The organism is Citrobacter sp. Cpo089, assembly GCF_030332695.1.
Lineage (GTDB): Bacteria > Pseudomonadota > Gammaproteobacteria > Enterobacterales > Enterobacteriaceae > Citrobacter > Citrobacter portucalensis.
Genome location: NZ_JAOWHJ010000060.1, coordinates 1 through 13,078, shown reverse-complemented (window position 1 = coordinate 13,078; position 13,078 = coordinate 1). Strand labels below are relative to the sequence as shown.

Genomic DNA, 13,078 nt, shown 5'->3' with positions numbered 1-13,078 from the left:
AGTGATTGCCGGATGGCGGCGTAAACGCCTTATCCGGCCTACTCGCGTAACACATTACAAGACTTTGTGCGGACCGAAGCATTCGTAATGAATGTTCTCGTTTTTCACGCCCAGCCCGACCAGCTGCTTCGCGGCGAACTGCATGAAACCAACCGGACCGCACAGATAAAACTGCATCGCCGGATCGCTAATTGCGCTTTCCAGTTTGTTCAAATCCATCAGACCTACGCTATCAAACGCACCTTTCGCGCGATCGGCTTCGGTTGGCTCACGATACCAGGTGTGTGCGCTAAAGCGTGGCAGCGTTTTGCCGAGTTCATTGACTTCATCAGCAAAGGCATGGACATCGCCATTTTCTGCCGCGTGGAACCAGTTAACCTGCGCCGTATGCTTCGCTTTCGCCAGCGTATCCAGCATCGCCAACATTGGGGTTTGTCCCACGCCCGCGGAGATCAGAGATACCGGGGTGTCGGTCGCGACGTCCATAAAGAAATCGCCCGCAGGTGCGGCCAGATGAACAACGTCGCCAACATTGGCATGGTTGTGCAGCCAGGTTGAAACCTGACCACCGTCTTCACGCTTAACCGCAATACGGTAGCCTTTGCCATCGGGTTTACGGGTCAGTGAGTACTGACGAATTTCCTGATGCGGGAAACCTTCTGGCTTCAGCCAGACGCCCAGATATTGCCCCGGATGATATTCAGCTACTGCACCACCGTCGACAGGTTCAAACTCAAAGCTGGTGATAAGTGCGCTGCGTGGAGTTTTTGCCACGATGCGGAAAGGACGGGTACCTTCCCAACCGCCATTTTTATTGGCATTTTCGCTGTAGATTTGCGCTTCACGGTTGATGAAAACGTTCGCCAGAACGCCGTATGCTTTGCCCCATGCATCCAGAACTTCCTGGCCTGGGCTGAACATTTCGTCCAGCGTTGCCAGCAAATGGCCACCTACGATGTTGTACTGCTCGGGTTTAATCTGGAAGCTGGTATGCTTCTGTGCGATTTTCTCAACAGCCGGCAACAGTGCCGCCAGATTTTCGATATTGCTGGCATACGCGGCAATAGCATTAAACAGCGCTTCACGCTGATCGCCATTACGCTGATTACTCATGTTGAAGATTTCTTTCAGCTCTGGGTTATGCGTAAACATGCGGTCGTAGAAATGGGCGGTCAGCTTCGGGCCTGTTTCAACCAGCAGGGGAATGGTGGCTTTCACTGTAGCGATGGTTTGTGCGTCAAGCATACGGTCTTCCTTCTATCTGAGACTTTAATGATGTATGTCAAATACATCTTATAAAAAATACCCCTGCATTGTAAATGGTTCTTTGTAACTTTGCGTTGTAAAGGTTACATCGTGAAAAATCTGCATCACAAACCTGAAAAGAAATCCGTTGAAATTCAGCAGACCTTTGTTCTCCAAAGCCTTGCGTACCGCGAAGGTAATCGTTTGCGTAAAATCCTTTGTCAAGACCTGTTATCGAAGAATGATTCGGTTATACTGTTGGCCGAAGTCCTAGGGACTGCCTTTTTAGGCCGAAATTCTATTGTTAGCTGAGTCAGGAGATGCGGATGTTAAAGCGTGAAATGAACATTGCCGATTATGATGCCGAACTGTGGCAGGCTATGGAGCAGGAAAAAGTACGTCAGGAAGAGCACATCGAACTGATCGCCTCCGAAAACTACACCAGCCCGCGTGTTATGCAGGCGCAGGGTTCTCAGCTGACCAACAAATACGCTGAAGGTTATCCGGGCAAGCGCTACTACGGCGGTTGCGAGTACGTTGATATCGTTGAGCAACTGGCTATCGATCGTGCAAAAGAGCTGTTTGGCGCTGACTACGCCAACGTACAGCCGCACTCTGGTTCTCAGGCTAACTTCGCTGTTTATACCGCTCTGCTGCAACCGGGCGATACCGTTCTGGGTATGAACCTGGCACAAGGCGGCCACCTGACTCACGGCTCCCCGGTTAACTTCTCCGGCAAACTGTACAACATCATCCCTTACGGTATTGATGAGTCCGGCAAAATTGACTACGAAGACATGGCGAAGCAGGCCAAAGAGCACAAACCGAAGATGATCATCGGTGGCTTCTCTGCTTACTCCGGCGTTGTTGACTGGGCAAAAATGCGCGAAATCGCCGACAGCATCGGTGCATACCTGTTCGTCGATATGGCGCACGTTGCGGGTCTGATTGCCGCGGGCGTTTATCCGAACCCGGTTCCACACGCACACGTTGTGACCACCACTACCCACAAAACCCTGGCGGGTCCGCGCGGTGGCCTGATCCTGGCGAAAGGCGGTGACGAAGAGCTGTACAAAAAACTGAACTCCGCTGTGTTCCCAAGCGCGCAGGGCGGCCCGCTGATGCACGTGATCGCGGCGAAAGCTGTGGCGCTGAAAGAAGCGATGGAGCCTGAGTTCAAGGTTTACCAACAGCAGGTTGCCAAAAACGCCAAAGCGATGGTGGAAGTGTTCCTGAACCGTGGCTACAAAGTGGTTTCTGGCGGTACTGAAAACCACCTGTTCCTGCTGGATCTGGTTGATAAAAACCTGACCGGTAAAGAAGCTGACGCCGCGCTGGGCCGTGCTAACATCACCGTTAACAAAAACAGCGTACCGAACGATCCGAAGAGCCCGTTTGTGACTTCCGGTATCCGTATCGGTTCTCCGGCTGTGACTCGCCGTGGCTTTAAAGAAGCTGAAGTGAAAGAGCTGGCTGGCTGGATGTGTGACGTTCTGGACAACATCAATGACGAAGCTGTTATCGAGCGCGTCAAAGGTAAAGTGCTGGATATCTGTGCACGTTTCCCGGTTTACGCGTAAGTAATACGGATTGCCAGATGGTGGTGTAAACATCTTATCCGGCCTACAGGTAACTCACATGTAGGCCAGATAAACGAAGTGCCATCCGGCAGTTATATTGACTTAAGCAAGATTGTTTCATCGATTAAAGCCGCCACTGGCGGCTTTTTCTTTGCCTGAATCCATTTTCTCAATAAACGTATTTCTCGGCCCTGATTCAACGTTACTGCGCCGACAATCACGTCATCCTGTAGGTTAAACCATATTGCTCTCTGCGCATCTGAATTGCCGCGTATGAGCCAGCTATCTCCCTGCATTTCGCCAATAAACTGCAAATTATCGCGATATTGATCGGTCCAGAACCAGCCCGGCGTTGCTGCTGGCTGCGGTTGATTGAGCATCGCGGCGGCGGCAACCTGTGCCTGAAAATTGGCGTTTTCCCAGCTTTCGACGCGTACTAACGAACCGTCAGCCTGGCGCGTTATCGCTACGTCACCGGCGGCGAAAATCGCGGGATCGGAGGTGGTGCAGGCGATATCAACGATAATGCCGTTCGCCGTCTCCAGCCCCGCTTCGCGGGCCAGCATATCGTTCGCCACGATACCGATGCCATAGATCACCGCATCAGCGGTGAGAGTTTCGCCGTTTTGTAGCGTGAGTGAGAGACACTCTCCTGCTTCGACATGCTCAATAGTGCTGTTAAGCAGTACTCGCACGCCCGCAAGTTGGTGGCGGGCTAGCAGATAGTCGCGCACCGGAGCAGGCGCGTTGCGGCCCATGACCGTTGGCGCCAGCTCCACTACCGTCACCTGACAGCCACGTTGAGTCGCGCTGGCCGCCAGTTCCAGACCAATGGTGCCCGCACCGACAATGACAATCGACTTGCCCGGCAATAAATTGTCGCGCAGGCGCTCGGCATCGCCCGCGTGGCGCAGGGTGAAGCAACGATCGCCCAGCTTATCCAGTTGCGGAAGGGGGCGTGCCGCAGCGCCCGTCGCAATCAGTAGCCGATCCCATGGATAACTCTGCCCATTAGCCAGCACCAACTGATGCGTTTGGCGGCCGAGCGTCCGCACAGTAACCCCCAGATGCAGCTGTACGTTGTGTTCCCGCCACCAGTCAGCGGGGAGTATCGGCTGAAGTTGCGGATTGTCGTCCAGTAGCATCGCTTTGGAGAGCGGTGGGCGTTCATAGGGCAGATGTTGCTCATCGGAAAACAGGTGTAATTCGCCGTCAAATCCTTGTTGGCGCAGTGCAGCGGCAGCCATAGCCGCCGACTGACCGCCGCCGACGATAGCGATAGTTTTTGGGTTCATAACGCCTCCTCAGAGATCCAGTCCGGCGGCGACGTGACGAATACCGCGAATACCCAGACCGGCGTCGGCATTGATCATCACGCCGCTCAATGTGCGGTTGTTACGCTTTGACGCCAGCATCACATACGGGCCGGTAAAATCCGCCGGCTCCGGGAAAAACTGTAGTGGCAAAATAGCGGCGATTTTTTCCGGCGTAAGCGACTGCATAATCGATGTATCGTTTTGTCCCAGCGCCTGCGGGCCGCGTAGATCTGTCGCCATACCGCATGGACCGACACCGTTAACACGAACCTTTGGTGCCAGCTCGTATGCCAGCTGGCGAATCAGCCCGGTAGCCGCATGTTTGCTGGCGGTATACAGCGGGCCGCCGCCGCCGGGATACCACGACGCATTGGACAGGGTAAAGATGATGCTGCCTTCGCTGGCGATAAGTGCAGGGGCACAGGCTTTTGCGCCCAGCAGATAGCCCAGCACGTTGACGTTAAACAGCTCATGAAAGCCGCTCTCCAGCGCATCCGCAGGCGTATTGACCAACGAGGCGTTGTGATCCCATATCCCCGCATTTCCGATAAAACAGTCCAGCGTACCGTAATGCGTCAGGATTTGATCTACCGCGCGCTGATAGTCGGCGTAGCAGGTGACGTTGCCTTCGATTGCCAGCACATGTTCGCCAAAGCGCTGACGCAGGCTGGCAACTTTAGCTGGCGACAGCTCCAGCGTGGCGACCCGCGCACCTTCCTCGATGAAACGCTCGACCAGCGCCAGGCCAAGACCGGAGCCGCCGCCGGTGATAAAGACCACGTTATCGCGTAAATCGCTCATCTTGCGTCCTCTGGAATATCAACAAACACATCGCTACCGTCCACATATACTGCGTAGGTGGTTAGCGGATCGGTGGCGGGTAGACACAACGCCTTGCCGGTTCTCAGGCAAAAACTGGCGGCATGCAGCGGGCATTCCACCGTAGCGTCGTCTTCCAGATAGCCTTCCGACATCGAGGCGTTACCGTGGCTACAGCGATCGTTAATGGCATAGAACTCGCCGCCAACGTTGAACAGCGCGATGACGGGCGAAGTATCAAGCCGGAGCGCTTCACCCTCCGGCAAATCCCCTACGGGGCAGGCATAAACACGACTCATCAGAACAGTACACTCAGGTTATGGGAGGTGATCACCGCTTGATCCAGCACGATCTCACGCTCCAGTAAGCGCCACTCATCGCCCGGCAAACGGCGCACTTTGTCTATGCGCATGCCGACGTAAAAGGTTTCATCGCGCTCTTTTTGCGCGCGATACAGCAGATAATTAAGGCGCACGGCAAAGACGTCGGGAACTCCAGTTTCACTGACCTGGCAGTTGCTGATCAGGTGCCGGGTACGCGACGGTGGCTCTTCCGCCCAGGCCATGCCGGTTTCCAGGCGCGCGATACGACGTTCGAGCTGGTCTTTGTTGTCGTTGAAAATCCAGGTGGTCGGCGGCTGCACGCCTTTGCGACGATCGCGCGTCTGGGCATTGACCGTCGTACGCATGGTGTAGCGAATGTCTTCATCCAGTTGTGCCAGCCAGTCACGAAACTTCCAGTCATCCAGCAGGCTGGCTTCATGGTAGAGAAACTGTGTAATGCGATGGTGTAGTTCCTGAGAAACTAAGGTGCTCATTTCATCACCTCCTGCTGGTAAGCTGCGGTTTTCTCCTGCACTTCCTGCCAGCTTTCGCTGCTGAGCAAATCGGCCCAGCGCTGATACATGCCGCGCGCGGCGGTTTCCGAAAAGATGTAGTTGGTGATCCCCGGAATGCCGTCTTCACGACGTTTCTCCTGGCCAAGCCCCATTTCCAGACACAACCTGGTGTTGCGTGCGCGATGACCCTTCAACAGTTTTTGTATTTCACACCAGTTTTCCGAGTCGTCCTGCTCCAGGAATCCGGCGGGGCCAAAAGCCCGCGTTGCGCTGTTTTCAAACGCGGCTTTCACTTCATCAGAGGCGGCTTTATCGGTAATACAGAATGCCCACACTTCAACTTGATCCGGCCCGCGCGGATGCCAGACCCTTAAGGTGGCAGTACCGTTGAGCCAGGAAAGCGTTGGGAAAATGTTGTTGTGACCGGCCAGACGCAGGGCGCGAACTTTACCCAGACGCTGCTCGGCTTCCGCGTAGGTGTCACGGTAGTAGCTGGAGACTTCGCCGTCGACCCAGACATTGGCATCAGGATTTTCGGTAAAGAAAAATCCGCTACCGTGCCCATCCTGACCGAACTGTAGTGCGTCTTTGGCGGTTTCCCACACCGGGCGGGCGGTTTGTCCGTCTCCCAGGCGTTTATCGCTGCCGTCGTCTTTTGCCCCCAGCACCTGCACGGCCGAGGCATGGCTGAACAGCGCGTGATACTGGTCGCTGGCAAACTGTTCGGCGGGGAATTTCCAGTTACAATCGATGGTCCACTTTTGTACGCCACCGACGATTTCGGTGCCGCCTTCACGACGATCCAGCACGCCGTCGAGATACCAGGCGATGTCGCCGAGATAATCGCGCAGCGCAGGCGCGGAGGTATCCCAGTTGCCGAAAATCAGTCCCTTGTAGCTCTCTACGCCAGGAACTTCGTTCAGCCCCCAGTGCGATTTGCACAGCCCTTGTGGGTAGGCGCGTGGCTCCAGCGGCACGTCGATCAGCTCGCCGTTAATGCCGTACGACCAGCCGTGATAAGGGCAGGTGAAGGCGCGGGTATTGCCACAGTCGGCGTAGCTGACACGCATTGCGCGGTGGCGACACTGGTTGAGAAACGCTTTGATGGTGCCGTCTTTCTGGCGAACCACCACAACTGCATCCTCGCCCATGTAGGTGTTAAAAAAATCACCGGGTTTGGGGATTTGGCTTTCGTGGGCGAGAAATAACCAGCAGCGTCCGAAGATGCGTTCCAGCTCCAGTTGGTAAATTTCAGGGTCGGTATAAATTCGTGGGGTTACGCGACCGTTTTGCGTATCGATCAGTTGGTAGATGTCTAAATTTGAGGGTGTGGTCATATTTTTTAATCCTGAAAGCTAAGATGTATTGACCTTCTTTTTTTGTACCCTAAGGATGTTGCTGTTTGGTTATCAATCTGTGAAATAGTAAATTTCTACCAGTTGAGACATTTTTTCGATAACAAGGAGAAGGGCATGGAACTGAGGCACTTACGCTATTTCGTAGCGGTGGCGCAGGCGCTGAATTTCACCCGAGCGGCAGAAAAGCTGCATACCTCTCAGCCGTCGTTAAGCAGCCAGATCCGCGATCTGGAAATGTGCGTGGGCGTTCCATTGTTGGTGCGGGATAAACGAAAAGTTGCGCTGACGGCGGCGGGAGAGTGCTTTTTACAAGATGCGCTGGCGATCCTCGAACAGGCGGAAAACGCCAAAGTTCGTGCCCGTAAAACGGTGCAGGAAGATAATCATTTCGCCATCGGTTTTGTCCCTTCCGCAGAGGTAAATCTGCTGCCGAAGGTGCTGCCTTTGTTTCGTTTAAAACAGCCTGATACGCACATTGAGCTGGTGAGTCTGATCACCACTGAACAGGAAGAGAAGATCCTGAGTGGAGAGCTGGATGTGGGCTTAATGCGCCACCCGGTGTACAGCCCGGATCTCGATTATCTGGAGCTGATTCATGAGCCGTTAGTAGTGGTTTTACCGGTGAATCATCCGTTAGCTAATGAGCAAGCAATCTCCGCAGAACAACTACACGGCGTGAATTTTGTCAGTACCGATCCGGCCTACTCCGGCGCGTTAGCGATGATTGTCAAAAACTGGTTTCAGCGACAAAAAAGCCAGCCCAACATTGTGCAGGTGGCAACCAACATTCTGGTGACCATGAACCTGGTCGGCATGGGGCTGGGGGTGACTTTGATACCCGGTTATATGAATAATTTTAATACCGGACAGGTGGTTTTCCGTCCTATTGTTGGCGATGTTCCGACCATTGCGCTGTTGATGGCGTGGAAAAAAGGCGAGCTAAAGCCCGCCCTGCAGCATTTTATCGAACTGGCTCAGCGCCAGCCGATGTTGTGAGCCATTATTTCACGAGAACGGTGATGGTTGCGGTACCGCTAAATTTCCCCGGCGCGGGCGTGCCGCCGAGCATATTAATCGGCCAGGCTTCCAGGTTGATTACTCCCTTGCCGGAAGGATCGATATTGATCAATCCATTTGTGAACGGGACATTGACATGGGTCCCGTCGATACGGGCCATTCTCACACCGATGTCCGGGACGTTATTGGCTTCCTGGCGGCGGGCGACTAACGTGTACTGCTCAATCACATCATCAGCATCAATCCTCATTTCCATGCTATTTTTGATGGTTGAGGTATCACCGCAGTCATAGTGAATGTCAAAATTGACCGGTGTATAGCCGTCCGGCATCTGGTCCTTGGTGGTGAAACGGTTGGCGTTGATAAAACCGAGATCGACCTGAATCACGTCGCCCTGGTTGATTTTACAATCCTGGGGCACGGTGATGCTCCCCTGGATGCGCAGTTCGGCGATATCTTCCATGCTGCTCACCGATGGTGGGGTGGACGAACTGGTCCATCCGGCCTGTACTGAGGCGACCAGGGTGTCTGGAATTACCAGTTCCCCCAGGAAGGGTTTGGTGACGTACAGCGTAAAACGGGTGCTCGCGCCAATGGTTACCGGCGCGGCGCGGATCTCCGCTGGGTCAGCCGTGCACACGCTACCTTTGCTGCTGCTGGGGCTGTAAGAGCCACTTTCCTGGATAGGTTTAGTGTTCAGCGGCGTGACCGCCGTCTTCCCAGGAATGTCATCAACTTCAGTTTTAATATCCAGATTATCATTCAACTGGTAAAAGCCGCTGAGTTTACCGTTTTTAGATAGCGCGCTGGTGACCGTATAGTACAACGCCACTTTGCTACCCGCGCTACAGCTGCAATCGATTTGATAAGCATTGCCTGAGAGCGGCGTTGGCAGTTCCAGCGAGGTTCCCGCAACGTTCTGTGCTTGCGTCCAGTCGCTGGCTATATTGACGTTAAAGCTTCCCGTCGCGGAGCAGGCCCCGTTCACCGCGTAGACCGGGGTGATAGGTAGCGCCAGTAGCACGGCGGTAATCCCATTTTTCATCCACAGACTCTTTATTGACATAGCGCGTTCCCATTTTGTATTGCGGTGTTGCGAGCAGAATCTTCCGGCAGGCTGAAGGTAAACTGGCACTGTTGATCTGGCTGATTCCCCCAGCGCACGGACCAGATCTGCGGCTGGCTGTTTACACCAGTGATATACAGCACGCCACCTTCATCGACGATGCTCTGCTGCGTCTGACTGCTGGCGATGGCGCCGAAGGGCAGTGCTTTTCCGCGCGCATCGGTGAGTTTCAGCAGTACGCGGTAGCCGGTCCGGGCAATAAAGTGTGCCGTTACGGCGGCACCGCGATTAGGCACTACGGTGCGCACCGTTTCGGTGACGTCGACGTTATCCGGCATCATTGTGGTATCGAGAGAGATGGCGTTTTCCTGATACGCGGTCAGATAGGGGATCACGGCATAGCCAAAATAGTCGGTGGCGATGCCGGGGTAATTTTTCACCCGGATCCCTGCCGCGCCGTTGGCGTCAATCAGCGCAAAGGCATTGCCCAGCGACTGCGACAGGGTCACACCGTGACGATGGGCGACAATACCACCAGAGAGACCGTAGCTCAGTTGGCGGTTATCGCTGCTGTAGTCGTAACCGGCATTCACGGTGCCGTAGGCAGAACGGTAGCTGCCGTACAGACTGCTGCTGCCCGGATCGCCGCCTTCGCTTTGCCGTTGTTTCAGGTTATAAGTCAGCCGACGGTCTTCCAGCAGCGAGCCATTGATGCCCACTTCGTGCTGAGTAGCGCAATCGCGCTGGTCAGTGGTGCGCCAGGTTGCCTGCGCATGCGACAGCCAGCGATCCAACGGCACGCTCAGGCTGAGCGACAGCGTACGGTCGTTGTCGCTGTCATGTGAGTCGGTAAACTGGCCGCTGAGGTTATAGCTCACGCCCCACAGATTGCCGTTCAGGCCAATGGACAGGTTTTTATCCTGCTGCTCGCGATCCCAGTACTCCTGCTGCGAGCCAGAGGCGTAGAAACTGATACCAGAAAACAACGTCTGGCTGACAGTGAACTGAGCTTCATTGCGCAGGTGATCGCCGCCGTTGATACCCTTCTGGTTGGCGTCGGAGAAGTTGAAATAACCGCTGCTGGTGTAGCGGTAGTAGCTTAGCGACACGCTGGTGCCGCTTTCCGGTAGGTCTTTGATGTACTGGGTGCGCCAGCTGTAGCCATGATAGCTTTCATCGTTATCAAGCTGAGTGTCCGCGCGGCTGACGTCCATCGATACTGCTCCCAGAACGCCAAGCGTAGAGCCGAGGCCCAGCGCCAGCGCTCGGTAGTCCTGCGAGGCGTTCAGGCCGCCGTAAAGCGTGAACGCGTTGTTCAGACCATAGCTGGCTGTGCTTTCAAGGAACTCCGGCTCGTGGCTGTCCTGCGAGCTGGCAGCGCGAAAGCGCCCCGCGGTGACGCTGTATTTTAGATAACCCGGTCTTTGCATCTGCGGCAGCGCGGAGAACGGCTGGACGAAATGACGTATGCTGCCGTCGGCTTCTTCGATAGTGACGTCTAAGTCGCCGCTGAACGCCGAAGGGTAGAGATCGTTGATTTCAAAAGCCCCCGCCGGAACGTTGCTTTGATACAGGATGTAGCCGTTTTGCCGTACCGTAACGATAGCGCTGGAGTTGGCGATGCCGCGAATGGTCGGCGCAAAACCGCGCTGGCTGTTGGGTAGCATGGTTTCATCAGAGTACAGCCGCACGCCGGTAAACTGATAGCTGGAGAACACCGTGCCTTCGGTGGCGCTCTCGCCTATCACCAGCTGCGATTTCAGGCTTTTGATATCCCGTTGTAGCCAGCTATTAATGCTATCCCAACGCGTGTCATTATCGCTGTGCGCCCAGGTCGAGTAATTGCGTAGTCGCCAGGGGCCGATGTTGGCGCCATTTTGCATATTCAGATACTGGCGCCGATCGCTGTCGTTGTCGTACTGGTTTTGCGAACCGCTAAAGTTGTAGTTGGTGAACAAAACCGGCATCCCGTCGTCCCAACGAGCAGGATCTACATAGCCGCGGGCGTCACGGTAAAGGGCAATCTGCGGCACGCTGAGATTCAGTCGGCTGTGGTTGATATCAAACTGTGAGATGCTGCCGGGAATCGCCTGCGTCAGGTCGGCAACCGTCGTGGCGTTGTCCTGCTCCGCCAACTGTGGATAGTTGTCGATTTTAAAGCCCAGTTCACGCAATTGCCCGAGGGTGAACTGAGGAATCAACTGGTGTTCTTTACCTGCAACGAACGGCAGCTTACGCTGGCCGGTTTTCTTGTTGTTAATATAAATATCAACAATATATTCGCCGGGAAGCTGGGCGTTATTCTGCGAAAATACCGCCAGATCCACCGCCTGTTGGCCGCTTTTCTCCGTTTCCAGAAGGGTTGGATCAAAGTAGAAGTCACCGGCCCAGGCATGGCCGGAGGCCAGGCATCCGCTGGCGATTGCGCAGTGCAACCAGAAGGCAAGTGGCTTCACGGTTGATAAATTCGGCGTTCTTTGCGTCATATCGCTTGTCATTCCCTGAGAGCTATCATCGTGAGGCGCGGCTTATTGCAGCGTCTGGGTTTCTGTTTTGGTGGTACCGCCATAGTCGTTGATCGCGGCCCACTGCACCGTTTTCCCTGCGGCGGCGGGGACCGCCAGCCGTTTATGCTCGCCGGGAGCGATGTAATCGATTTTATTCGTGAGATCGGTTTTCCCTAAATAGCTGCGCGGAATAGTAGATCACTGAAAGGGAACTCAGCCCGGATTGTGCGATCTGATCAATCGCCAAACCAACCAAAATCACCAACCGGACTGAGCGATGCCGATCATAGTACCAATACCCCGTGGCGAACGACGCCTGATGCAGAAAGCTATTCATAAAACGCGTGATAAAAATCATGCCCGCAGACTCACGGCCATGCTGATGCTTCATCGGGGTGAACGGGTCAGCGATGTTGCCAGAACTCTCTGTTGTGCCCGTTCATCCGTTGGTCGCTGGATTAACTGGTTTACGCACTCAGGTATTGAAGGCCTGAAATCCTTACCCGCAGGGCGCTCCCGACGCTGGCCTTTTGAACATATCTGCACCCTGTTACGTGAGCTGATAAAGCATTCTCCCGGCGATTTTGGTTATCAACGTTCACGCTGGAGCACCGAATTACTGGCAATAAAAATCAATGAGATAACCGGTTGCCAGTTACATGCAGGAACCGTTCGCCGCTGGTTGCCATCTGCGGGGCTTGTATGGCGCAGGGCCGCGCCAACTCTGCGTATCCGTGACCCACATAAAGATGAAAAGATGGCGGTAATCCACAAAGCGCTGGATGAATGCAGCGCAGAGCATCCGGTATTTTATGAAGATGAAGTGGATATCCACCTTAATCCTAAAATCGGTGCGGACTGGCAGTTGCGCGGACAGCAGAAACGGGTAGTGACGCCGGGGCAGAACGAAAAATACTATTTGGCCGGCGCACTGCACAGTGGCACGGGTAAAGTCAGCTACGTGGGCGGCAACAGCAAAAGTTCAGCGCTGTTTATCGCTCTGCTGAAGCACCTGAAAGCCACTTACCGGCGGGCGAAAACAATCACGCTGATCGTTGATAACTACATTATCCATAAAAGCCGCGAAACACAGCGCTGGTTGAAAGCAAATCCCAAGTTCAGGGTAATTTACCAGCCGGTTTACTCGCCGTGGGTGAATCATGTGGAACGGCTATGGCAGGCACTTCATGACACGATAACCCGTAATCATCAGTGCCGCTCAATGTGGCAGTTACTGAAAAAGGTCCGCCATTTTATGGAAACCGCCAGCCCATTCCCCGGAGGAAAACATGGTCAGGCAAAAGTGTAGCGGTATTAGGCGCAGCTATTTAG

11 protein-coding genes and 1 pseudogene are annotated in these 13,078 nt (G+C 54.5%); 3 read left to right on the top strand and 9 right to left on the bottom strand.

Annotated features, from left to right (window positions below):
* Positions 1-54: 54 nt before the first annotated feature.
* Positions 55-1,245: an NO-inducible flavohemoprotein gene (gene hmpA / locus OGX92_RS13200; RefSeq protein WP_003037624.1), complete on the bottom strand. Its 1,191-nt coding sequence runs from the start codon at positions 1,243-1,245 to the stop codon at positions 55-57.
* Positions 1,246-1,571: 326 nt separating this feature from the next.
* Here hmpA and glyA point away from each other — a divergent pair, with 326 nt between their 5' ends.
* Positions 1,572-2,825 carry a serine hydroxymethyltransferase gene (gene glyA, locus OGX92_RS13195; protein WP_003835277.1) on the top strand — a complete coding sequence of 418 codons (1,254 nt, stop codon included), beginning with the start codon at positions 1,572-1,574 and terminating at the stop codon, positions 2,823-2,825.
* 92 nt (positions 2,826-2,917) lie between these two features.
* Here glyA and hcaD read toward each other — a convergent pair whose 3' ends face one another.
* Genes hcaD through hcaE form a run of 5 tightly spaced genes read right to left on the bottom strand, consistent with a single transcriptional unit; the run spans position 2,918 to position 7,135 of the window.
* Positions 2,918-4,120 carry a phenylpropionate dioxygenase ferredoxin reductase subunit gene (hcaD, locus tag OGX92_RS13190; protein WP_286586636.1) on the bottom strand — a complete coding sequence of 401 codons (1,203 nt, stop codon included), beginning with the start codon at positions 4,118-4,120 and terminating at the stop codon, positions 2,918-2,920.
* 9 nt (positions 4,121-4,129) lie between these two features.
* Positions 4,130-4,942, bottom strand: a complete 813-nt coding sequence (gene hcaB / locus OGX92_RS13185) for a 3-phenylpropionate-dihydrodiol/cinnamic acid-dihydrodiol dehydrogenase (protein WP_048215769.1) — start codon at positions 4,940-4,942, stop codon at positions 4,130-4,132.
* Positions 4,939-5,259: a 3-phenylpropionate/cinnamic acid dioxygenase ferredoxin subunit gene (gene hcaC, locus OGX92_RS13180; RefSeq protein WP_003835270.1), complete on the bottom strand. Its 321-nt coding sequence runs from the start codon at positions 5,257-5,259 to the stop codon at positions 4,939-4,941. The genes hcaB and hcaC overlap by 4 nt, the downstream gene beginning before the upstream one ends.
* Positions 5,259-5,777: a 3-phenylpropionate/cinnamic acid dioxygenase subunit beta gene (gene hcaF, locus OGX92_RS13175; protein WP_032944241.1), complete on the bottom strand. Its 519-nt coding sequence runs from the start codon at positions 5,775-5,777 to the stop codon at positions 5,259-5,261. Before hcaF ends, hcaC begins: the two co-directional genes overlap by 1 nt.
* Positions 5,774-7,135, bottom strand: a complete 1,362-nt coding sequence (gene hcaE, locus OGX92_RS13170; protein ID WP_003835267.1) for a 3-phenylpropionate/cinnamic acid dioxygenase subunit alpha — start codon at positions 7,133-7,135, stop codon at positions 5,774-5,776. Before hcaE ends, hcaF begins: the two co-directional genes overlap by 4 nt.
* 135 nt (positions 7,136-7,270) lie before the next feature.
* Between hcaE and hcaR the strand changes: the two genes are divergently transcribed.
* Positions 7,271-8,152, top strand: a complete 882-nt coding sequence (gene hcaR / locus OGX92_RS13165; RefSeq protein WP_286586635.1) for a DNA-binding transcriptional regulator HcaR — start codon at positions 7,271-7,273, stop codon at positions 8,150-8,152.
* A 4-nt stretch (positions 8,153-8,156) separates the two neighbouring features.
* On the opposite strand, the gene OGX92_RS13160 is transcribed toward hcaR, so the two are convergent.
* The 3 genes and pseudogenes from OGX92_RS13160 to OGX92_RS13150 form a co-directional block, all read right to left on the bottom strand.
* A complete protein-coding gene (locus tag OGX92_RS13160) occupies positions 8,157-9,239 on the bottom strand; it encodes a fimbrial protein (RefSeq protein ID WP_003835263.1) in 1,083 nt (360 codons plus the stop codon).
* Complete coding sequence (locus OGX92_RS13155) at positions 9,230-11,725, bottom strand: fimbria/pilus outer membrane usher protein (RefSeq protein ID WP_286586634.1); 2,496 nt, start codon at positions 11,723-11,725, stop codon at positions 9,230-9,232. Before OGX92_RS13155 ends, OGX92_RS13160 begins: the two co-directional genes overlap by 10 nt.
* 42 nt (positions 11,726-11,767) lie before the next feature.
* Positions 11,768-11,917: pseudogene (locus tag OGX92_RS13150) on the bottom strand (fimbrial biogenesis chaperone); the annotation flags it as partial.
* Between the two features lie 106 nt (positions 11,918-12,023).
* Between OGX92_RS13150 and OGX92_RS13145 the strand changes: the two are divergent.
* On the top strand, positions 12,024-13,055 hold the full coding sequence (locus OGX92_RS13145; protein WP_001395480.1) for an IS630-like element ISEc33 family transposase: 1,032 nt from the start codon (positions 12,024-12,026) through the stop codon (positions 13,053-13,055).
* Positions 13,056-13,078: the final 23 nt, after the last annotated feature.